General features: G+C 68.3%; 16 protein-coding genes. 7 read left to right on the top strand and 9 right to left on the bottom strand.

Going from position 1 to position 19,148, the window contains the following annotated elements; genetic code table 11:
- Nucleotides 1–37: 37 nt before the first annotated feature.
- A complete protein-coding gene (gene clpB / locus ACFFU4_RS02565) occupies nucleotides 38–2,656 on the bottom strand; it encodes an ATP-dependent chaperone ClpB (protein ID WP_377066743.1) in 2,619 nt (872 codons plus the stop codon).
- A gap of 202 nt (nucleotides 2,657–2,858) precedes the next feature.
- On the opposite strand from clpB, the gene pyrF reads away from it, so the two are divergent.
- The 4 genes from pyrF to ACFFU4_RS02585 all read left to right on the top strand — a co-directional run bounded on the left by pyrF (nucleotide 2,859) and on the right by ACFFU4_RS02585 (nucleotide 7,253).
- Complete coding sequence (gene pyrF, locus ACFFU4_RS02570) at nucleotides 2,859–3,560, top strand: orotidine-5'-phosphate decarboxylase (RefSeq protein WP_377066745.1); 702 nt, start codon at nucleotides 2,859–2,861, stop codon at nucleotides 3,558–3,560.
- A gap of 111 nt (nucleotides 3,561–3,671) precedes the next feature.
- Nucleotides 3,672–4,793 carry a GDP-mannose 4,6-dehydratase gene (gene gmd, locus ACFFU4_RS02575; RefSeq protein ID WP_377066747.1) on the top strand — a complete coding sequence of 374 codons (1,122 nt, stop codon included), beginning with the start codon at nucleotides 3,672–3,674 and terminating at the stop codon, nucleotides 4,791–4,793.
- Between the two features lie 5 nt (nucleotides 4,794–4,798).
- Nucleotides 4,799–5,767 (top strand): GDP-L-fucose synthase, encoded by a 969-nt coding sequence (gene fcl / locus ACFFU4_RS02580; RefSeq protein ID WP_377066749.1) that lies wholly within the window; start codon nucleotides 4,799–4,801, stop codon nucleotides 5,765–5,767.
- 37 nt (nucleotides 5,768–5,804) lie between these two features.
- On the top strand, nucleotides 5,805–7,253 hold the full coding sequence (locus ACFFU4_RS02585) for a mannose-1-phosphate guanylyltransferase/mannose-6-phosphate isomerase (RefSeq protein ID WP_377066751.1): 1,449 nt from the start codon (nucleotides 5,805–5,807) through the stop codon (nucleotides 7,251–7,253).
- Here ACFFU4_RS02585 and ACFFU4_RS02590 read toward each other — a convergent pair whose 3' ends face one another.
- The gene (locus ACFFU4_RS02590; RefSeq protein WP_377066753.1) at nucleotides 7,254–8,540 is read right to left on the bottom strand and encodes a DUF2793 domain-containing protein; all 1,287 of its coding nucleotides are present in this window, start codon (nucleotides 8,538–8,540) and stop codon (nucleotides 7,254–7,256) included.
- An 88-nt stretch (nucleotides 8,541–8,628) separates the two neighbouring features.
- Nucleotides 8,629–9,414, bottom strand: coding sequence for a hormone-sensitive lipase (locus ACFFU4_RS02595; protein WP_377066755.1), 786 nt, complete (start codon nucleotides 9,412–9,414; stop codon nucleotides 8,629–8,631).
- Between the two features lie 87 nt (nucleotides 9,415–9,501).
- On the opposite strand from ACFFU4_RS02595, the gene ACFFU4_RS02600 reads away from it, so the two are divergent.
- Nucleotides 9,502–10,974 (top strand): NAD-dependent succinate-semialdehyde dehydrogenase, encoded by a 1,473-nt coding sequence (locus ACFFU4_RS02600; RefSeq protein WP_377066757.1) that lies wholly within the window; start codon nucleotides 9,502–9,504, stop codon nucleotides 10,972–10,974.
- Between the two features lie 73 nt (nucleotides 10,975–11,047).
- Complete coding sequence (locus ACFFU4_RS02605; protein ID WP_377066759.1) at nucleotides 11,048–12,283, top strand: META domain-containing protein; 1,236 nt, start codon at nucleotides 11,048–11,050, stop codon at nucleotides 12,281–12,283.
- 60 nt (nucleotides 12,284–12,343) lie between these two features.
- Here ACFFU4_RS02605 and ACFFU4_RS02610 read toward each other — a convergent pair whose 3' ends face one another.
- The 6 genes from ACFFU4_RS02610 to ACFFU4_RS02635 form a co-directional block, all read right to left on the bottom strand.
- The gene (locus tag ACFFU4_RS02610; protein WP_377066761.1) at nucleotides 12,344–12,817 is read right to left on the bottom strand and encodes an Hsp20 family protein; all 474 of its coding nucleotides are present in this window, start codon (nucleotides 12,815–12,817) and stop codon (nucleotides 12,344–12,346) included.
- 144 nt (nucleotides 12,818–12,961) lie between these two features.
- Nucleotides 12,962–13,783 carry a trypsin-like serine peptidase gene (locus tag ACFFU4_RS02615; protein ID WP_377066763.1) on the bottom strand — a complete coding sequence of 274 codons (822 nt, stop codon included), beginning with the start codon at nucleotides 13,781–13,783 and terminating at the stop codon, nucleotides 12,962–12,964.
- Nucleotides 13,780–14,586, bottom strand: a complete 807-nt coding sequence (locus ACFFU4_RS02620) for a trypsin-like serine peptidase (protein ID WP_377066833.1) — start codon at nucleotides 14,584–14,586, stop codon at nucleotides 13,780–13,782. Before ACFFU4_RS02620 ends, ACFFU4_RS02615 begins: the two co-directional genes overlap by 4 nt.
- A gap of 52 nt (nucleotides 14,587–14,638) precedes the next feature.
- Nucleotides 14,639–15,973 carry a glycolate oxidase subunit GlcF gene (glcF, locus tag ACFFU4_RS02625; protein WP_377066765.1) on the bottom strand — a complete coding sequence of 445 codons (1,335 nt, stop codon included), beginning with the start codon at nucleotides 15,971–15,973 and terminating at the stop codon, nucleotides 14,639–14,641.
- Nucleotides 15,974–15,985: 12 nt separating this feature from the next.
- Complete coding sequence (gene glcE / locus ACFFU4_RS02630; RefSeq protein ID WP_377066767.1) at nucleotides 15,986–17,113, bottom strand: glycolate oxidase subunit GlcE; 1,128 nt, start codon at nucleotides 17,111–17,113, stop codon at nucleotides 15,986–15,988.
- Nucleotides 17,114–17,175: 62 nt separating this feature from the next.
- Nucleotides 17,176–18,609, bottom strand: coding sequence for an FAD-linked oxidase C-terminal domain-containing protein (locus ACFFU4_RS02635; protein WP_377066769.1), 1,434 nt, complete (start codon nucleotides 18,607–18,609; stop codon nucleotides 17,176–17,178).
- Nucleotides 18,610–18,729: 120 nt separating this feature from the next.
- On the opposite strand from ACFFU4_RS02635, the gene ACFFU4_RS02640 reads away from it, so the two are divergent.
- On the top strand, nucleotides 18,730–19,140 hold the full coding sequence (locus ACFFU4_RS02640; protein ID WP_377066771.1) for a CopD family protein: 411 nt from the start codon (nucleotides 18,730–18,732) through the stop codon (nucleotides 19,138–19,140).
- Nucleotides 19,141–19,148 lie beyond the last annotated feature (8 nt).

Consider the following 19,148-nt stretch of genomic DNA (forward strand, 5'->3'; position numbering starts at 1 on the left):
CGCGCGGGGCTACGAAAGTCGAGGCCGAAACGCCGCGTCAGTGCACCACGGCGTCGGCGGGCGGGTCCTGCGTCGCGGTGCCGACGCGCTCGCCGATGATGAGCCCGTCGGGCCCTGCCGTCACCGGCACGGTGCTGCCGTCGAGGATCTCGCCCGAGAGCAGCGCCTCGGCCAGCGGGTCCTGCAGCGCCTTCTGGATCACGCGCTTCAACGGGCGCGCGCCATAGACCGGGTCATAGCCCTCGTCGGCGAGCCATTGCCGCGCGCTGTCGTCCAGCTCGAGCCGGATGTTGCGGGTGGCCAGCCGCTTGAGCAGGCGCTTCATCTGGATATCCACGATGCTGGTCATCTGATCGCGGGTGATCCGGTCGAAGACCACGATCTCGTCCAGACGGTTGAGGAACTCGGGCCGGAAATGGCTGCGCACCGCCTCCATCACGTCGCGCTTGGCGGCCTCGGCATCGGCCCCCTCGGGCAACTGGCTGAGCGCCTGGCTGCCAAGGTTGGAGGTGAGCACGATGGTCGTCTGCTTGAAGTCCACCGTCCGGCCATGCCCGTCGGTCAGCACGCCATCGTCGAGCACCTGCAACAGCACGTTGAACACCTCCGGGTGCGCCTTTTCGACCTCGTCGAACAGCACCACCTGGTAGGGGCGGCGACGGACGGCCTCGGTCAGCACGCCGCCTTCCTCGTAGCCCACGTAGCCCGGCGGCGCGCCGATCAGGCGGGCGACGGAGTGTTTCTCCATGAACTCGGACATGTCGATGCGCACCATCGCCGAATCGTCGTCGAACAGGAACTCGGCCACCGCCTTGGTCAGCTCGGTCTTGCCGACGCCGGTGGGGCCGAGGAACAGGAAGCTGCCAAGCGGCCGGTTCTCGTCGTTGAGCCCGGCGCGGGCACGGCGCACGGCGTTGGCCACGGCCTTGACGGCGGTATCCTGCCCGATCACGCGGCGGTGGAGGTTCTCCTCCATCCCCAGCAGCTTCTCGCGCTCGCCTTCGAGCATCTTGGCGGTGGGGATGCCGGTCCAGCGTTCGACCACCTGCGCGATCTGCTCGGGGCGCACCGCCTCTTCGACCATCATGTCGTCATCGGCGCGGCTCTCGGCCTCGGCAAGCCGTTTCTCAAGCTGCGGGATGATGCCGTAGCTCAGCTCCCCGGCCTTGGCCAGATCGCCCGCGCGCTTGGCATTGTCGAGATCGATCCGCGCGCGGTCGAGCTGTTCCTTGAGGTCGCGGGCGGAGGCGAGCTTGTCGCGCTCGGCCTGCCATTGGGCGGTCATCTCGGAAGACCGTTCCTGAAGCTCGGCAAGCTCCTTTTCCAGCTTGGCCAGCCGGTCCCTGGAGGCGGCGTCGTCCTCCTTGCGCAGCGCCTCGCATTCGATCTGCTTTTGCAGGATGTCGCGGTCGAGCGCGTCCAGCTCCTCGGGCTTGCTGTCCACCTCCATGCGCAGGCGGCTTGCGGCCTCGTCCATCAGGTCGATGGCCTTGTCGGGCAGGAAGCGGTCGGTGATGTAGCGGTGCGACAGCGTCGCCGCCGTCACCAGCGCCGAGTCGGAGATGCGCACGCCGTGGTGCAGCTCGTATTTCTCCTTGATGCCGCGCAGGATCGAGATGGTGTCCTCGACCGTCGGCTCCTCGACCGTGAGCGGTTGAAACCGGCGGGCAAGCGCCGCGTCCTTTTCGACGTGCTTGCGGTATTCGTCGAGCGTGGTGGCACCGATGCAGTGCAATTCGCCGCGCGCCAGCGCCGGCTTGATCAGGTTGGCGGCGTCCATCGCGCCGTCGGTCTTGCCCGCGCCCACAAGCGTGTGCATTTCGTCGATGAACAGGATGATTTCACCGGCGGCCTGCGTCACCTCGTTGAGCACGCCCTTGAGCCGCTCCTCGAACTCGCCGCGATACTTGGCCCCGGCAATCAGCGCGCCCATGTCGAGCGCCAGAAGCCGCTTGTCGCGCAGGCTCTCGGGCACGTCGCCGTTGACGATGCGCAGCGCGAGCCCCTCGGCGATGGCGGTCTTGCCGACGCCCGGCTCGCCGATCAGCACCGGGTTGTTCTTGGTCCGGCGCGAGAGGACCTGCATGGCGCGGCGAATTTCGTCGTCGCGGCCGATGATCGGGTCGATCTTGCCCTCGCGCGCCCGCTTGGTGAGATCCTGTGCGTATTTCTCCAGCGCCTCATAAGTGTCCTCGGCGCTCGCGGTGTCGGCGGTGCGGCCCTTGCGCAGATCGTTGATCGCCTCGTTGATGGATTGGGCGCTCACGCCACCGGCGTCGAGCGCCTGTTTGGCGGGGCTCTTGACCACGGCAAGCGCGGTGAGCATCCGCTCGACGGGTACGAAGCTGTCGCCGGCCTTCTGGGCAAGCTTCTCGGCCTCGGCCAGAACCTTGCCGGTCTGCTGGTCCATGTAGGTCTGGCCCGCGTCGCCGGAAACCTGCGGGATTTTCGCCAATGCGAGGTCGTTGGCCTGCGTCACCCGCGCGGCATCGCCGCCCGCGCGCTTGATGAGATTGGCGGCGAGTCCCTCGGGATCGTCGAGCAGCGCCTTGAGCAGGTGTTCGGGGGCGAGTTTCTGATGGCTTTCGCGCATCGCGATGGTCTGGGCGGCCTGGATGAAACCGCGCGACCGCTCGGTGAACTTGTTGAAGTCCATATGTCTTTCTCCTTTTCCAAGCGTTCCCTCGCGGCGCACCCTGCAAGAGGCATACGCCGACCGGAACCTCAGGCATTGAGATGGGGAAGCCGCGATGCCGGTTCAAGTCACGCGGCGCGGAAATCCGGCCTTCGCCGCGTGCGGGCTTGACGCCGCGCACGCCCGCCGCGATGAAGACCGCCAAGCCGCGCCGGAGACCCCCATGACCCAAGCCGATGACCGCCTGATCGTTGCCCTCGACCTGCCCGACGCCCATGCCGGGCTGCGGATGGCCGAGACGCTGGGCGATGCGGTGTCGTTCTACAAGATCGGGCTGGGGATGCTGACCGGCGGCGGGCTGGCGCTGGCCAACGAGCTTAGCCAAGAGCATGGCAAACGGATTTTCCTCGACATGAAGCTCTTCGACATCGGGGCCACGGTGGAGGCGGCGGTGCGCGGGCTGGCGCGGTTCGATCTCGATTTCCTGACCGTGCATGGCGATCCGCACGTTGTGCGCGCGGCGCGCGAGGGGACGGGCGGCACCGATCTGCGCATTCTCGCCGTCACCATCCTCACCTCGCTCGACCGGGACGATCTTGATGCCGGGCTGATGAAGGCGGGCGACCTGCCCGACCTGGTGGCCGAGCGCGCGGGGCGCGCGTTCGAGGCCGGGGCCGATGGCGTGATCGCAAGCCCGCAGGAGGCGGCGATGATCCGGGCGTTGCCGCAGGCGGCGGGCCGCCTCATCGTCACGCCCGGCGTGCGCCCTGCGGGCAGCGCCCTTGGCGATCAGAAGCGCGTGGCCACGCCGGCGCAGGCAATTGCCGACGGGGCCGATCACATCGTGGTGGGCCGCCCGGTACGCGACGCGCCCGACCCGCGCGCCGCCGCGCTCGCGATCCTCGACGAGTTGCGCAGGGCATAGGCGGGGCGCGGTATGTGCCGTCTTTCGGGGGCTTGCCGCCTCCGTGCTTGCGCAATGCGACAGGCTGGCTTAACCCCGAAAGAGGCACGGGGCAGCGAAGAAGACGGCGGTATGAAGACGGCACTCATCACCGGCATCACCGGGCAGGACGGCAGCTATCTGGCGGAATTTCTGCTGGAGAAGGGCTATGCGGTGCACGGGATCAAGCGCCGCGCGTCGCTGTTCAACACCGCCCGGATCGACCACATCTATCAGGATCCGCATGCCAACCATCAGCGGCTCAAACTGCATTACGGCGATCTGACCGACAGCTCGAACCTCACCCGCATCCTGTCGGAGGTGCGGCCCGACGAGGTCTACAATCTCGGCGCGCAGAGCCATGTGGCCGTCAGCTTCGAGGCGCCGGAATACACCGCCGATGTCGATGCCATCGGCACGCTGCGCCTGCTGGAGGCGATCCGCTTCCTGGGGCTGGAAAAGACCACCCGGTTCTATCAGGCGTCGACATCCGAGCTTTACGGGTTGGTGCAGGAAACCCCGCAGCGCGAGACGACGCCGTTTCACCCGCGCTCGCCCTATGCGGTGGCCAAGCTCTACGCCTACTGGATTTGCGTCAATTATCGCGAGGCGTATGGCATGTATGCCTGCAACGGCATCCTGTTCAACCACGAGAGCCCGCGCCGCGGCGAGACCTTCGTCACCCGCAAGATCACCCGCGGTCTGGCGAATATCGCGCAGGGGCTGGAGGACTGTCTCTACATGGGCAACATCGACGCGCTGCGCGATTGGGGCCATGCGAGGGACTATGTGCGTATGCAGTGGATGATGCTGCAACAGGAGACCCCTGAGGATTTCGTGATCGCCACCGGGCGGCAATATTCGGTGCGCGACTTTATCCGCTGGACGGCGGAGGAGCTGGGGATTTCGCTGGCGTTTTCCGGCGAGGGGGTGAACGAGATCGCCACCGTGGCGGGCGTCGAGGGCGACCGCGCCCCCGCCGTGACACCCGGCGACGTGGTGTTGCGCATCGACCCGCGCTATTTCCGGCCCGCCGAGGTGGAGACGCTGCTGGGTGACCCCTCAAAGGCGCGCGACAAACTCGGCTGGGTGCCCGAAATCACCGCGCAGGAAATGTGCGCCGAGATGGTCGCCGAAGACCTGCGCACCGCGCGGCGGCACGCGCTGCTCAGGGAACATGGCATGGAGATGCCGGTGAGTTTCGAGAGCGGGTGAACGCGATGCGCATCTACGTGGCAGGGCACAGGGGCATGGTGGGCGGTGCGATCCTGCGGCGGCTGGAGGCGCGACGGGAGGCGGGCGGGGAGATCGAGCTGATCACCGCCACGCATGACGCGCTCGACCTGACGGACCCGGCGGCGGTGCGCGCGTTCATGGCCGATCAGCGCCCCGACGTGGTGATCCTGGCCGCTGCGAAGGTGGGCGGCATCCATGCCAACAATACCTACCCGGCCGATTTCATCTACGAGAACCTGATGATCGCGTGCAACGTGATCCATCAGGCGCATGAGGCGGGCGTGCGGCGGCTGTTGCAGCTAGGATCATCCTGCATCTACCCGCGCGAGGCCCCGCAGCCGATGCGCGAGGACGCGCTGCTCACCGGTCCGCTGGAGCCCACCAACGAGCCTTATGCCATCGCCAAGATCGCCGGGATCAAGCTGTGTGAGAGCTACAACCGGCAGCATGGCACCGATTACCGCTCGGTCATGCCGACCAACCTTTACGGCCCCGGCGACAATTTCCACCCGGAGAATGCCCACGTCCTGCCCGCCCTCATCCGCCGCTTTCACGAGGCGGCGCAGGCGGGCCGCGAGGAGGTGGTGATCTGGGGCACCGGGCGGCCGCGGCGCGAGTTCCTGCATGTCGATGACATGGCCGGGGCGTCGCTCTTCGTGCTGGACCTCGACAAGGCGGCCTACGCGGCCAACACGCAGCCGATGCTGAGCCATATCAACGTGGGCACCGGCGAGGATATCGCCATCCTCGACCTGGCGCATATGGTGGCGCGGGTGACGGGATTCGACGGTCGGATCGCCACCGACCCGACGCGGCCCGACGGCTCCATGCGCAAGCTGATGGATGTGGGGCGGCTGGCGGATATGGGCTGGCGGGCGCGGATCGGGCTGGAAGACGGGATCGCGGAGACCTATCGCTGGTTTCTCGATAATCAGGACAGGTTTCGCGGCTGAGCCGCGACGGGGAGGGCGCAAGGGGGAGGGCGCAAGGATGGCACAGGATATTCACCCGCTGCTGCTCTGCGGCGGCTCCGGCACGCGGCTCTGGCCACTGTCGCGCAAGAGCTATCCCAAGCAGTTCACCAAACTGACCGGAGAGGAGAGCCTGTTTCAGGCCTCGGCGCGGCGGCTGTCGGGGCCGGGTTTTGCCGCCCCTGCGATCATCACCGGGTCGGATTTCCGCTTTGTCGTGACCGAGCAACTGGCGGCGGTCGAGACCGCAGCCGCCGCCACGCTGATCGAGCCGGAGGGCCGCAACACCGCGCCCGCGATCCTCGCAACGGCGCTGGAATTGCACGCGCGCGCGCCCGGCGTGCTGATGCTGGTGGCGCCGTCGGATCACGTCATTCCCGATGCGCAAGCGTTTCGCGACGCGGTCATGGCGGCGGTTCCCGCGGCGGAGGCGGGGCAGATCGTTACCTTCGGCATCCGGCCCGACCGGGCCGAGACGGGGTATGGCTGGCTTGCCCTGAGCGACGCGCCGGGGGCGGATTTCGCGCCGGTGCCGCAGGTGCTCGACGGCTTTGTCGAGAAGCCCGACGCGGCGACGGCGGAGAGCCTTCTCGCCGGCGGGATGCATTTGTGGAACGCCGGCATCTTCCTGTTTTCCACCGACACGATCCTCGCGGCCTTCGAGCGCCATCAGCCCGCGATGATGGCCGCCGTGACGCGCGCCGTTGACGAGGCCGAGCAGGACCTGCATTTCCTGCGTCTCGCGCCAGAGCCGTGGGCGGACTGCGCCGACATCTCCATCGACTACGCGGTGATGGAGAAGGCCGCGAACCTCACCGTCGTGCCCTATGGCGGGGCCTGGTCGGATCTCGGCGGCTGGGACGCGGTGTGGCGCGAGAGCGGGCCGGACGCGGACGGTATCGTCACCTCTGGCCCCGCCACCGCGATCGACTGCGCGGGTACACTGTTGCGCGCCGAGGACGAACAACAGGCGCTGGTGGGGATCGGGCTGGAGGACATCATCGCCGTGGCCATGCCTGACGCGGTGCTGGTGGCGCATCGGAGCCGCGCGCAGGACGTGAAGCAGGCAGTGGAGGCGCTGAAGGCGCGTGGCATGACGCAGGCCGAGACGCTGCCGCGCGATTACCGCCCCTGGGGCTGGTTCGAGAGCCTCGCCACCGGCGGCCGGTTCCAGGTCAAGCGCATCCATGTCAATCCCGGCGCGGCGCTGTCATTGCAAAGCCACCACCACCGCTCCGAGCACTGGATCGTCGTCGCGGGCACCGCCCGCGTGACCATCGACGGGCGCGAGCAGCTCGTGACCGAGAACGAGTCGGTCTATATCCCGCTGGGCGCGGTGCACCGGATGGAGAACCCCGGCAAGGTGCCGATGATCCTCATCGAGGTGCAGACCGGCACCTATCTCGGCGAGGACGACATCATCCGCTACGAGGACGTCTATGCCCGCGGGCAGGGAGCGAAGGGGTGATCAGGCCCAGCGCCCGATCGCCGTCACGGTGACCTCGGGCGCGCCCGGCTGGCTGGTGGCGGCCATCGCGCGCAGGTACCCGGTGATCCCGTCGCCCGCGCGGGCGGCGATCCACAGATCGGGGGCGGTGGTGGTGCTGGCCGTGAGCGTGGGCCGCGTGCCGGAGGCGAAGGGGGCGGGATAGCTCCATGCCGTCTCCGCCGCGCCGGCAAAAAGCGCGCCCTGCGCCGTGTCGGGCGCGGCAAGGGTGAGCGTGTGGCGGCACACCTGCGTGCCGTCCGGGCTGCGCATCGCCTCGCCGTCGGGGGTGGTTATGCGGGTGGTGTTGTGATCGCCCTGCACCGCCTGCCACACCCCCCACGCGCCGGCCGACCGGGTGCGAAACGCCAGTGCCGCGCCATCCGCACCGAGGAATATCTGTGCGATATCATCCGCCCCGAGCCGCATCGACAGGCACAGCCCGTCCGCTGCCCCGGAGGGACGGGGACCGATGGTGGTGCTGTCCACGGCAAAGCTGCCCGAGGGCTGCGCCGGGTCGTCGAGATCGGCCATCGCCGGCACCGCCCCGGCCCCGTCCTGCCCCCAGCCGAAGGCCCCGGCGGTCAGTAGCCGCCCGGGCGTCGCATCGTCCGCACCGGCCTGCACCGCCGCGCCGGTGGCGAGGCCGGTGGCGGCGTCGAGCCGCAGCGCCGTTACCCAGGCCGCGCCGTCGGCGCTGACCTTGACGGCGAAGTCGTCGCTGCCGCCGGTGCCCATCTCGGCCCGCCCGCCGAAGCCGGTCTGGAACAGCAGGCTGGCGGTGTCGGCGGCCCCGGCCTTGTTGATCTTGAGCTGATGGCCCGCCCCCTCGTGGTTGAGCAGCGTGGCGGGGGCGGAGACGGCGAGCCGGTTGGTGCTGTCATGGCCGGCGTTGATGCCCACCCCGTCGAGATTGTCGAGAAGCGGCGGCGCGAGTGGCACCCAATCCGGGGCGGCGCGGCGGAAGAGACGCCCGTCGCTCTTGTCGAGGGCGCGCCAGCCCTCGCCGGGCGCGACGAACAGCCAGCTTTCGTTGACGAAGGCGGCGAGCATCCCCGCTTGCCCGGCCCATGCCCCTGTGGGCGACGGGCCCAGCGCCCAGACCTGCCCCGCCTGCGGCAGCGCCGGGGGCGTGGCCGCGCCGACCGCTTCGACCGCCAGTTGCACCGCGATGTCGAGCCGGGTCAGCGCCTCGTTATGGGTGACGTGTTTCTGGGCCTGCGAGGGCAGGATGAAGGGCAGTGACAGGCGCGGCGAGGTATCTTGCATTGGGGCACTCCGGGTTTTGGGGCATCGCTCGGGACGTGCCCAATCTTGGAGCGATGTCTTGCCAGTCCATGAACGTTGCGCGCGGTGCTCAGCCCGTGAGCCGCACCACCATCGCGCTTGCCGGATCGCCCAGCGCCTCGATTACGTCGAAATGGTGCTTGCCTCTCGCGATCTCGAGCGGCGCGCCCCACGCCTCGGACAGCCAGCGTGCCTGGTCGAGGAAGGCGGGCAACTCGTCTCCGCCCACCCGGACCGAGACCGGAACGGGCAACGGGCGCATGAGCACCGGGCTTTCGGCCTCTGCCGCCGCCTTGTCGAGGCGGAACTGTTCGTTCATCGAGGTGCGCAGGAGCGGGCGCAGGTCCGAGACCGGCGAGATCGGCGCGACGTGCGAGAGCCGCGCCGCCACATCGGAGGGCAGCACGCCGGGCACCGCCATGCGCGCCACGAGATGTCCGCCCGCCGAATGCCCGGCAAGCGCAACCGGGCCCGCTACGCGGTCTGCTGCCATCGTCACCGCCTGCGCGATCTGACGGGTGATGTCGGCGATGTGCACCTCGGGGCAGAGATCGTAGGACGGCATCGCCACCGCCCAGCCGCGCGCAAGCGGCCCAGCCGCGAGATGCGACCAGAACGAGCAGTCGAAACGCAGCCAGTAGCCACCGTGCACAAAGACACACAGCCCCCGCGCCGTACCCTCGGGGTGGAAGAGGTCGAGCGCCTGCCGCGCGCTCTTGCCATATGGCAAGCCAAGTTCCGCCCGCCCTGCCTGCCGCGCGCGGAACGCCTCGGCCGCCACGGTCCAGCGCCCGGGATACTGCGTGCCGCCGGGAATGTTGGGCGCGTTGGCATAGGCATCGTCCAGATCCGTCATCGCTCTCCCCCTGTCTGGCCCTAGACATTCCTAGCCCAAGCTGCTTTGCCTTTGCGAGAGCAATCGACACCGCAAGAGGACCGCGCCATGACCACGACCGACCTGAAATCCATGCTGAACGATCCCGCCCTGCTGGCGGAAAAGGCCTATGTCGGCGGGCAATGGGTGGATGGCGACAACGGCACCTTCGAGGTCACGAACCCCGCGCGCGGCGACGTGATCGCCCATGTCGCCGATCTGAGCCGCGCACAGGTGGCCCATGCCATCGCCACCGCAGAGGCCGCGCAGAAGGACTGGGCCAAGTGGACCGGCAAGGAGCGCGCCGCCGTGCTGCGCCGGTTCTTTGACCTGATGATGGAGGCCCAGCACGATCTCGGCGTGATCCTGACCGCCGAGCAGGGCAAGCCGCTGGCCGAGGCAAAGGGCGAGATCGCCTATGGCGCGTCCTTCATCGAGTTCTTTGGCGAAGAGGCCAAGCGCATCTATGGCGAGACCATCCCCGGCCACCAGCGCGACAAGCGGATCACCGTCATCAGGCAGCCGATCGGCGTCGCCGCCTCGATCACGCCGTGGAATTTTCCCAACGCCATGATCACCCGCAAGGCCGCGCCGGCGCTGGCCGCCGGCTGTGCCTTTATCGGGCGGCCCGCGACGGAAACGCCGCTGTCGGCCACGGCGATGGGCGTTCTGGCCGAGCGGGCGGGCATCCCGGCGGGCGTGTTCAACATCGTGCCGTCATCGAGCGCAAGCGACGTGGGCAAGGAGTTCTGCGAGAACCCGGGCGTGCGCAAGCTCACGTTCACCGGCAGCACCGAGGTGGGGCGCATCCTTCTGCGCCAGGCCGCCGACAGCGTCATGAAATGCTCGATGGAGCTGGGCGGCAATGCGCCGTTCATCGTCTTCGACGATGCCGATCTCGATGCGGCGGTCGAGGGCGCGATCCTGTGCAAGTTCCGCAACAACGGGCAGACCTGCGTCTGCGCCAACCGCATCTACGTGCAGGCGGGCGTCTATGACGCCTTCGCCGCCAAGCTCAAGGCGGCGGTGGAGAAGCTGAAGATGGGCGACGGGTTCGAGGAGGGCACCACGCTCGGCCCGCTGATCAATGCCGATGCCATCGAGAAGGTGCAGGAGCACGTCGCCGACGCCACCGCCAAGGGCGCAACCGTGGTGATGGGCGGCGGCACGCCCGAACAGGGGCCGGGCCATTTCCTGCCGCCGACGATCCTCGCGGACGTGACGCAGGAGATGCTTATCGCCACCGACGAGACCTTCGGCCCGCTGGCGCCGCTCTTCCGGTTCGAGGACGAGGACGACGTGATCGCGATGGCCAATGACACGATCTTCGGCCTCGCATCCTATTTCTACGCGCGCGACCTGAGCCGCGTCACCAAGGTGGCCGAGGCGCTGGAATACGGGATCGTCGGGGTCAATACCGGCATCATCTCGACCGAGGTCGCCCCCTTTGGCGGGGTCAAGCAGTCGGGGCTGGGCCGCGAGGGCAGCCATCACGGCATCGACGAGTTCCTCGAGATGAAATACATCTGCGCCAGCGTGTAGGGCAATCACCGCTTTGGCCGGGCCCGGACTGGCGCTACGCTGTGCGCGTGGCGTCACGATGAAGGATGCGGCCATGATTCGGTTTCTTGCCCTGGGCCTGGTGCTCTGCGCGGCCCTGATCCCCGAGGCGCGGGCCGATGAAACGCGCGCCGTGACCGGGACGCTGACCTACAGGCAGAAAATCGGCCTGCCACCCGGCGCGCGGGCGGTGGTGCGGGCAGAGGGCCGGTTCGGCGTGACGCTGAGCGAGGTCACGCTTGAGGGTGACGCGCTGGAGATGCCGCGCGGCTTTGTCCTGGAGGTGCCGTCAGGGCTGTCGGGACGGGTGCGGGCACTGATCAAGGTGAACGGTACGCCGCGCTGGATCAACGAGGGTGTCCCATTTTTCGCCGGCGAGGAGGCGGTGACGCTGGGCGAGTTGTTCGTCGATCCCGTCAGCCCGCTCGCCTTTGCCACGGCGTTCATCTGCGGTGACATGCGCGTCTCGGTCGGCATGCTGGGCGACGAGGCGGTGCTGCGCGCCGAGGGCCGCGACATTCCCCTCGCGCAGGTCAAATCGGCGTCGGGCGCGCGCTACGACGCCGTGAACGAGCCCGGCACGAGCGTCTGGAACAAGGGGGGCGCGACCGTGGTCCGCCTGAGCGGGCGCGACCTGCCCGAGTGCCGAAAGGTGCTGCCGCCCGCAAAGCGCCCGTACCGTGCACGGGGTAACGAGCCGGGCTGGCATGTCGCGCTCGCGGGGGACACCGCCGAGGTGGTGGCGGATTACGGCGAGATCACCCGCGAGGCACCCCGCCCCGCGCCGGAGGCGGTGCCGGGCGGCTTCAGATTCGATCTCTCCGAGGCCGGTGCCCGCCTTCTTGTCGAGGAGCGGATGTGCCACGACAACATGAGCGGCATGCCCTATCCCGATACCGCGCAACTCGTACTGGACGGTCGGGTGCTGCGCGGCTGTGGCGGCGATCCCGTGGACCTTCTGACCGGCGCGGCGTGGCGGATCACCGCTCTCGGTGACGCCGCGCTGATCGAGCCCGAGCGCCTGTCTATCAACTTTCTCGACGGCGGGCGCGTGGCGGGCAGCGGTGGGTGCAACCGGATCGTCGGCGGGTTCAGCCTGTCGGGCGAGGGGCTGCATTTCGGGCCGATGGCCAGCACAATGATGGCCTGCCCCGAGACTCTGATGGAACAGGAGCGGCGAATGCTTGATTCGCTGGAGCAGGTCGTGGCGTTCGATGTCGACACGCGCGGGCGGCTGATCCTGCTGGCCGAGGACCGCCGCACGGTCCTGATCGAGGCGGTGCGCCCGTGACCACGAAAAGGCCCGGCGAGGCGGTGCCTGCCGGGCCGTAAGCGGTGCGAGGCGCGGGCCTCAGTTCACCTTCTCGGCGTCGATCACGTCCTGCTCCTGGGCCGTGTCGGCGCTGGTGATGGCGATCCGCCGCGGCTTGAGCGCCTCGGGCACCTCGCGCACGAGATCGACATGCAGCATGCCGTCGGCGTGGCTAGCACCCGAGACTCGCACATGATCGGCAAGCTGGAAGCGCCGCTCGAAGGCGCGCGTGGCGATGCCGCGATGCAGGTAGGTGCGTTCACTCTCGTCATCATCGCTCTTGCGGGCCGAGACCACGAGCGCGCCGTCCTTGACCTCGACCGTCAGGTCGTTGGCGGAAAAGCCCGCGACGGCGATCGAGATGCGATACGCGTCGTCATCGGTCTTCTCGATGTTGTAGGGCGGATAGCTCGGCTGGCTCATGTCGCTGGCCATCACGCGATCCAGAAGATCGGCGATCTGGTCAAAGCCGACAGTGGCCCGGTAGAGCGGTGCAAGATCGAAATTACGCATGGGTCATCCTCCTTTGAGCGATACCAATGTTGGCGGCCTTCCCTATGGAGACAGGCCGGTTGCGCCCCGGCCCGGTTTCCGGCCCCGGAGCAGCTTTGATCTGGGAAATGCCCCCGCGCCTGTCAAGAGGGGGATGGCGGGCGCTCAGGGCCGGGCGAATTTCGCGCCGGTGCCGCGCCGGTTCTCGCCCGCCCGCGCCCGTTTGAACCCCGGGTTGGCGGTGGCCTGTCCCGCAGTGGCGGCGCGCAGGTCGTGCTTGAGACGGGTGACGAGATCAGCAAGATCCATGCCATAGGCGCGGCGCTCGCCCTCCGCGCCGCTGCCGCCGCTCACCAGCGACAGGATGCGTGGGCGAACGCCATGCGCGGCGAGGACCGGCGCGCCGGAGGAGCCGAAGATCACGTCGCAGTCGAAGGCCATGATCCCCTCGGCGCGCCACAGCATGTTGCACCGGCGCTGCCATGAGGGGGCACTGTCGCGGTCGCGCCCGTAGGAGACGACGCTGACCTGCGCACCGTCGCACGGGCGGTCATGGATGGCGAACGGGGCCGCCACGGCGCTGTTGACCGGGGTGGCGAGCCGCAGCAGGGCGGCGTCGCTGCGGATGTTGGCGGCGCTCATACCGCCGCGCGGGTCATAGCCTTCCGCGGCGACGTAGCCCGCCACCCCCGCCTCGGCAATCACCTCGCCGTCGCGCAGCCCGGCGCGGAAGCGTATTGTGTCGGCGGAAACGGGTCGCCCGGCGCGGTCAAAGACGCAATGCGCCGCCGTCAGCACCTGATCCGGCGCGATGAGCACGCCGGTGCAGAACCCGGTGCGCCCGATATCGACCCGGCCCACGGCCTCCCAGCCGAACAGGTCATCGCGGTCGGTCAGCCGGGTAAGACCGCTCGACTGGGCCACGGCCCCGCCCGCCCAGAGGCACAGCGCCGCCAGCAGCGCGAGGACGGGCCGCGCACCGCTCATGGCCGGGCGAACTTGGCACCGGTTTCGCGCCGGACACCGGAGGTAAAGGTCTTTGGTGCCGCGTCCTGGAACACCCCCTGCCCGGCGGCGAGCGCCGCGCGCAGCGTGTCGAGCGGAGCGAGAAGCTGTGTGCCCAGCGACACCTTGCGTCCCTCCACCTCGGCCATCGCCGAGACCACCGAGACGATCCGCGCACGCCCGCCATCGAAGGAAAAGACCGGCGCGCCCGAGGCGCCGAAATCCACATCGCAGGACATGACGAGCACGCCCTGCTGCCGCGCCATCACGTTGCACTCCTGCTGGAGCGATGGGGCCTCGGCGCGGTCCCTGGCGTAGCTCACCACGCCGATGCGCTGCCCCTTGCGGGGGCGGCGGTCGGTCTCGAACGGGGTGACGCGGGTGTTGCGGATCGGGTGGTGAAGCTCCAGCAGCGCCACGTCGTTGCGCACCCGGTCCGCCGTCACATCGCCGTCGAAGCGGTAATCGGGGTGGAGCACCGCCCGGCTCACCGTGCGGTAAGCCGCGGCGCGCCCGTTGCGCCACCCGGCCTTGAACTCGATCCTCGCCGGGTCGATCCGCTTTCCGGTGGCGCGGTCATGCAGGCAATGCGCCGCCGTCAGCACCAGATCGGGGGCCACAAGCGCACCGGTGCAAAAACCGCGCCCGGCCAGTTCGAGCCGTCCCACCGCCTCCCACGCGCGGGCGGCATCGCCCGCGTCGAGCCGCTCGAGGCGGCTGTCCTGCGCGGCGAGCGGCGTGGCGACAAGGGCGAGAAGGGCGAGAAGGGCAAAGGTGCGCAGCATGGTCTCTCCGGCGGTGCGATCCTCCACCGGCTAGCAACCGTTTCGGGCCAGATTATGACCGGTTTGCGCGCAGAACGGGGACACCGGCCATGCCGCTTTCCGCCTGCGTCAGCGCGGGTGGCCGCGGCCCGCCGGTGGCCCAGTCCAGCAATTCCACAGTGTGCACCACCGGCACCGCGGTGCCGCCGCCGATCTGCATCATGCAGCCGATATTGCCCGCTGCGATCACATCGGGAGATTTGGCCTCGAGCGTACGAACCTTGCGGTCCTTGAGCTGTTTCGAGATTGTCGGCTGCATCAGGTTGTAAGTCCCCGCCGAACCACAGCACAGGTGACCGTCGGCGGGCTCGACCACTTTGAAGCCGACGCGTTTCAGGAGGTCCTTGGGATAGCTCTTGATCTGCTGGCCATGCTGTAGCGAACAGGCTGCGTGATAGGCGATCGTGAGGCCCTTTTCCTCGCCCTCGGGCAGGTCTAGCTGCATCAGCAATTCGCTCACATCCACCGCGATATCGCTCACCCGCGCGGCATCGCTGGCCAGCGGCTCGTGGCGGAACATGTGGCCGTAATCCTTGACCGTGGTGCCGCAACCGCTCGTGTTGATGACGATGGCATCGAGCCCGCCCTCGTCCATCTCGCGCGCCCAGGCGCGGATGTTCTTCGCCGCCGTCGCGTGGCTCTCTTCGGTCTTGCCCATGTGATGCGTCAGCGCCCCGCAACACCCCGCCCCCTCGGCCACCACCACCTCGCAGCCAAGCCGGGTGAGCAGGCGGATGGTGGCGTCGTTGATATCGGTGTTGAGCGCGCGCTGCGCACAGCCGGTCATCAGCGTCACGCGCTTCTTGGGTGCGCCTTGCGCGGGAAAGGTCTGCGGATCGTCGTTGCGGCTGACGGGCGGCACCTGTTTGGGGGCCATCTCCAGCATCGCGCGCAGCCGCGCATCGGGCATGAGCCGCGCGAACGGCCGCCCGATCCTGGCCCCCAGAAGCGCCACGCGGAACCGCATCGGATAGGGCAGGATGCGCGCCAGGATCCAGCGCAGCACCCGATCGCCGAGCGGTCGTCGATACCGCTCTTCGATATACTCGCGCGCCTGATCGACGAGGTGCATGTAATGCACGCCCGAGGGGCAGGTCGTCATGCAGGCGAGGCACGACAGGCACCGGTCGATATGCCTGACCGTCTTGTCATCGGGGACACGGTCATTTTCCAGCATGTCCTTGATGAGGTAGATACGGCCCCGTGGGCTGTCCAGCTCATCCCCCAGAACCTGATAGGTGGGGCAGGTGGCGGTGCAGAACCCGCAATGCACGCAGGATCGCAGGATTTCGTTGGCGCGGGCGATTTTCGGATCGGCCAGTTGCTCGGGCGTGAACTCGGTCTTCATTCCGTCCCTCTCCTACGCCTCGGCCATCAGGCCGGGGTTGAGGATGCCGCGCGGGTCGAACCGCCGCCGCAGCCCGGACTGAAGCGCCGCCACAGCCTCGGGCAACGGGGGAAAGGCGTCCGTTCCCGCCCCGCGCACCCGCGTGGCATGACCGCCGCGCTGCGCCACGGTCTCTCGTATCTCCGTCCCGCCTGTCCCCTCGGGCATCAGCAGCCAGACAAGGCCCCCGCCCCAGTCATAGACTGCCTCGGTGCCCGGCAGGGCCGCGACGATCCCCGGCGCGTCTGTGGGCTTGACCGACAGTCGCCACACGTCGCCCGGCCGCCCGTGAAACGGCTCGACATCGCGGATATACCGCCAGCCGGCAGCGGTGCGGTCCGGGTCGGTCTCCAGCGTGAAGCTGCCGGAATCGGACAGCAGCTTTTGCATCTCCCCGGCCCGATAGGCGACCGACTCGGCGAACCCTTCGAGCCGGATCATCGTCACCGGTGCGCCATCAAGACCACGTTGCAGATGCGCGGCACCGCTCACCTCGTAGGGCGAGCCAAGCGCACGGCACAGCACCTGAATTGCGGTGGCGTCGTCCAGCCCCTCGCACAGCAGCACGCCGGTGGCGCGCGGGCGCGGCAGCACCTTGAGCGCCACCTCGGTCAGCACACCCAGCGTGCCGTAGCTGCCCGCCATCAGCTTGACCATGTCGTAGCCGGTCACGTTCTTCATCACCCGCCCGCCATTGCGGATGATGCGCCCCTGCCCGTCGACAAAGCGCACCCCGAGCAGGAAATCGCGGCAGGCCCCGGCCTGAACGCGGCGCGGCCCGCTGACATTGGCGGCCACCACGCCGCCGATGGTCGGGGTTCCTTCGGTGCCCAACAGCCCGCGATGATCCATCGGCTCGAAGGCGAGCCGCTGCCCCTCGGCCGCGAGCGCGGCCTCGACCTCCGCCACCGGCGTGCCCGCCCGCACCACGAGGGTCAGCGCGCCGGGCTCGTAAAGCTCGATCCCGGTCATCGTCAACGTCGAAAGCCGCGCGCCGTTCGACGCCCCGCCTATTGGCCGCGTGCCGCCGCCCTCGACGCGCAGCGGGCCGTCGGCTTCCTTGATGATCGTGGCAAGCTCTGCCTCTGTCTGGGGTGTCATGCGGTTTCTTCTTGGCAAAAATACTCTGGGGGTCCGGGGGTGAACCCCCGGAATTTGACGGATCAGGCCGCGCGCCGCGTGCCCGAGACGTCCAGCGGAAACACCTTGGCCGGGTTCAGGAGCCATTTCGGGTCGAACACGTCCTTGACGTCCATCTGCGCGGCGAGATCGCAGGCCCCGTATTGATGCGCCATCAGGTCGCGTTTCTCGATGCCCACCCCGTGCTCGCCGGTGAGACACCCACCGACCTCGACGCAGAGCTTGAGGATTTCCGCGCCGAACGCCTCGCAGGTCTCGAGATCGCCGGGCTTGTTGGCATCGAACAGGATCAGCGGGTGCATGTTGCCGTCGCCGGCGTGGAACACGTTGGCCACGTCGAGACCAAACTCGCGGCTCATCTCGCCGATGCGGCCCAGCACATGCGGCAGGGCGCTCACGGGAATGGTGCCGTCGAGGCACATGTAGTCGCCGATCTGACCCATCGCGCCAAAGGCGGATTTGCGCCCCTTCCAGATCGCCGCGCTCTCCTCGGTCGAGCGGCTCTGGCGCAGCTCCACCGGGTCGTGGCGGCGCGCGATCTCCTCGATCAGCGCGAGCTGCGCGTCGATCTCGGGGTCGGAACCCTCGACCTCGACGATCAGCAGCGCCTCGCAATCGGGGTATCCGGCATGGGCGAAATCCTCGGTGGCGCGGATGCAGGGCCGGTCCATGAACTCGATCGCCACCGGCAGAACGCCCGCCTTGATGATGTCGCTCACACAGGCGCCTGCCACCTCACTCGAGTCGAAGCCGATCAGCACCGGGCGCGCGCCCTCGGGCTTGCGCAGGATGCGCAGTGTCGCCTCGGTCACCACGCCAAGCTGCCCCTCCGATCCGCAGATGACGCCCAGCAGATCATAGCCCGCGGCATCGAGATGTGCCCCGCCGAGCTCGACCACGGTGCCGTCCATCAGCACCATGGTCACGCCCATCAGGTTGTTGGTGGTCACGCCGTACTTGAGGCAATGCGCCCCGCCCGAATTCATCGCGATGTTGCCCGCGATGGCGCAGGCAAGCTGGCTTGACGGGTCGGGCGCGTAGAAGAAGCCCTCTTCCTCGACCGCGCCGGTGATGCTTAGATTGGTGCGACCGGTCTGCACCCGGATGAAACGGTTGTCATAATCGGTCTCCAGCACCCCGGTCATGCGCGCCACGCCGAGGATCACGCTGTCGGCGGTGGGGAGCGCGCCGCCCGCAAGCGAGGTGCCCGCGCCGCGCGGCACCACCGGCACGCCCATGTCGTGACAGATGGCCAGCGCATCCGAGACCTCCCGCGTCGAGGCGGGCAGGATCACGGCGAGCGGCGGGCATTTGTAGGCGGTGAGCGCGTCGCACTCGTAGGCGCGCGTCTCCATCGGGTCCTCGATCACCGCGTCGCGCGGCAGCACCTTGCGCAGGCGCGCCACGAGATCCGCCTTGCGGGCGAGAATGTCGGCGTTCGGCTCGGGCATCTGCATGGCTATCTCCTGAAAATTGGTAAAATCATATAACCAATTTGGCCTGTTCGCGAGTCCTTTTTTGACAAGGGACGCGCGGCAGACCTTGCGCAGGCACACGGCCTCGGGCAGTCATCGCACATGGAGTGGGTCAAGATCATCCATATTCTTTGCGTCATGGGGTGGATGACCTCCATATTCGCCGTGCCGCGTGCGTTGATCTACTGGCATCGCGAATGGGACCGGCTTGGCGAGTTCGGGCCGTTGGGCGACCTGACGATCCGGCTCTATCGCTTCTCGCTGGGTCTTGGCGTGATCGCCATTGCCACCGGGCTCTACCTTGCGCACTGGCTGGGCTGGCCCGGCTGGACGCATCTTAAGCTGGCGTTGGTGCTGGCGCTTGCCGCGCATTACGGCTGGACCGGTCGGTTGGTGTTGCGCGCGCGCCGGGGCACCTTCACCGAGAGCGATCGCTTCCTGCGTATCTTCAATGAAATCAGCGTTCTGGGCGCGATCGCGGTGCTCTGGGCCGTGGTCGTCCGTCCGTTCTGACCGCCATG

It is taken from the genome of Roseovarius ramblicola, assembly GCF_042430665.1.
In the GTDB taxonomy this organism is placed as follows: Bacteria; Pseudomonadota; Alphaproteobacteria; order Rhodobacterales; family Rhodobacteraceae; genus Roseovarius; species Roseovarius ramblicola.

Excerpts from the sequence above, each read along its gene's own strand:
- glcF (WP_377066765.1), bottom strand. The coding sequence starts at position 15,973 with ATGAAGACCGAGTTCACGCCCGAGCAACTGGCCGATCCGAAAATCGCC.
- pyrF (WP_377066745.1), top strand. The coding sequence starts at position 2,859 with ATGACCCAAGCCGATGACCGCCTGATCGTTGCCCTCGACCTGCCCGAC.
- ACFFU4_RS02590 (WP_377066753.1), bottom strand. The coding sequence starts at position 8,540 with ATGCAAGATACCTCGCCGCGCCTGTCACTGCCCTTCATCCTGCCCTCG.
- ACFFU4_RS02620 (WP_377066833.1), bottom strand. The coding sequence starts at position 14,586 with ATGCTGCGCACCTTTGCCCTTCTCGCCCTTCTCGCCCTTGTCGCCACG.
- ACFFU4_RS02595 (WP_377066755.1), bottom strand. The coding sequence starts at position 9,414 with ATGACGGATCTGGACGATGCCTATGCCAACGCGCCCAACATTCCCGGC.
- ACFFU4_RS02600 (WP_377066757.1), top strand. The coding sequence starts at position 9,502 with ATGACCACGACCGACCTGAAATCCATGCTGAACGATCCCGCCCTGCTG.
- gmd (WP_377066747.1), top strand. The coding sequence starts at position 3,672 with ATGAAGACGGCACTCATCACCGGCATCACCGGGCAGGACGGCAGCTAT.
- ACFFU4_RS02605 (WP_377066759.1), top strand. The coding sequence starts at position 11,048 with ATGATTCGGTTTCTTGCCCTGGGCCTGGTGCTCTGCGCGGCCCTGATC.
- ACFFU4_RS02585 (WP_377066751.1), top strand. The coding sequence starts at position 5,805 with ATGGCACAGGATATTCACCCGCTGCTGCTCTGCGGCGGCTCCGGCACG.
- fcl (WP_377066749.1), top strand. The coding sequence starts at position 4,799 with ATGCGCATCTACGTGGCAGGGCACAGGGGCATGGTGGGCGGTGCGATC.
- ACFFU4_RS02610 (WP_377066761.1), bottom strand. The coding sequence starts at position 12,817 with ATGCGTAATTTCGATCTTGCACCGCTCTACCGGGCCACTGTCGGCTTT.
- ACFFU4_RS02635 (WP_377066769.1), bottom strand. The coding sequence starts at position 18,609 with ATGCAGATGCCCGAGCCGAACGCCGACATTCTCGCCCGCAAGGCGGAT.
- glcE (WP_377066767.1), bottom strand. The coding sequence starts at position 17,113 with ATGACACCCCAGACAGAGGCAGAGCTTGCCACGATCATCAAGGAAGCC.
- clpB (WP_377066743.1), bottom strand. The coding sequence starts at position 2,656 with ATGGACTTCAACAAGTTCACCGAGCGGTCGCGCGGTTTCATCCAGGCC.
- ACFFU4_RS02640 (WP_377066771.1), top strand. The coding sequence starts at position 18,730 with ATGGAGTGGGTCAAGATCATCCATATTCTTTGCGTCATGGGGTGGATG.
- ACFFU4_RS02615 (WP_377066763.1), bottom strand. The coding sequence starts at position 13,783 with ATGAGCGGTGCGCGGCCCGTCCTCGCGCTGCTGGCGGCGCTGTGCCTC.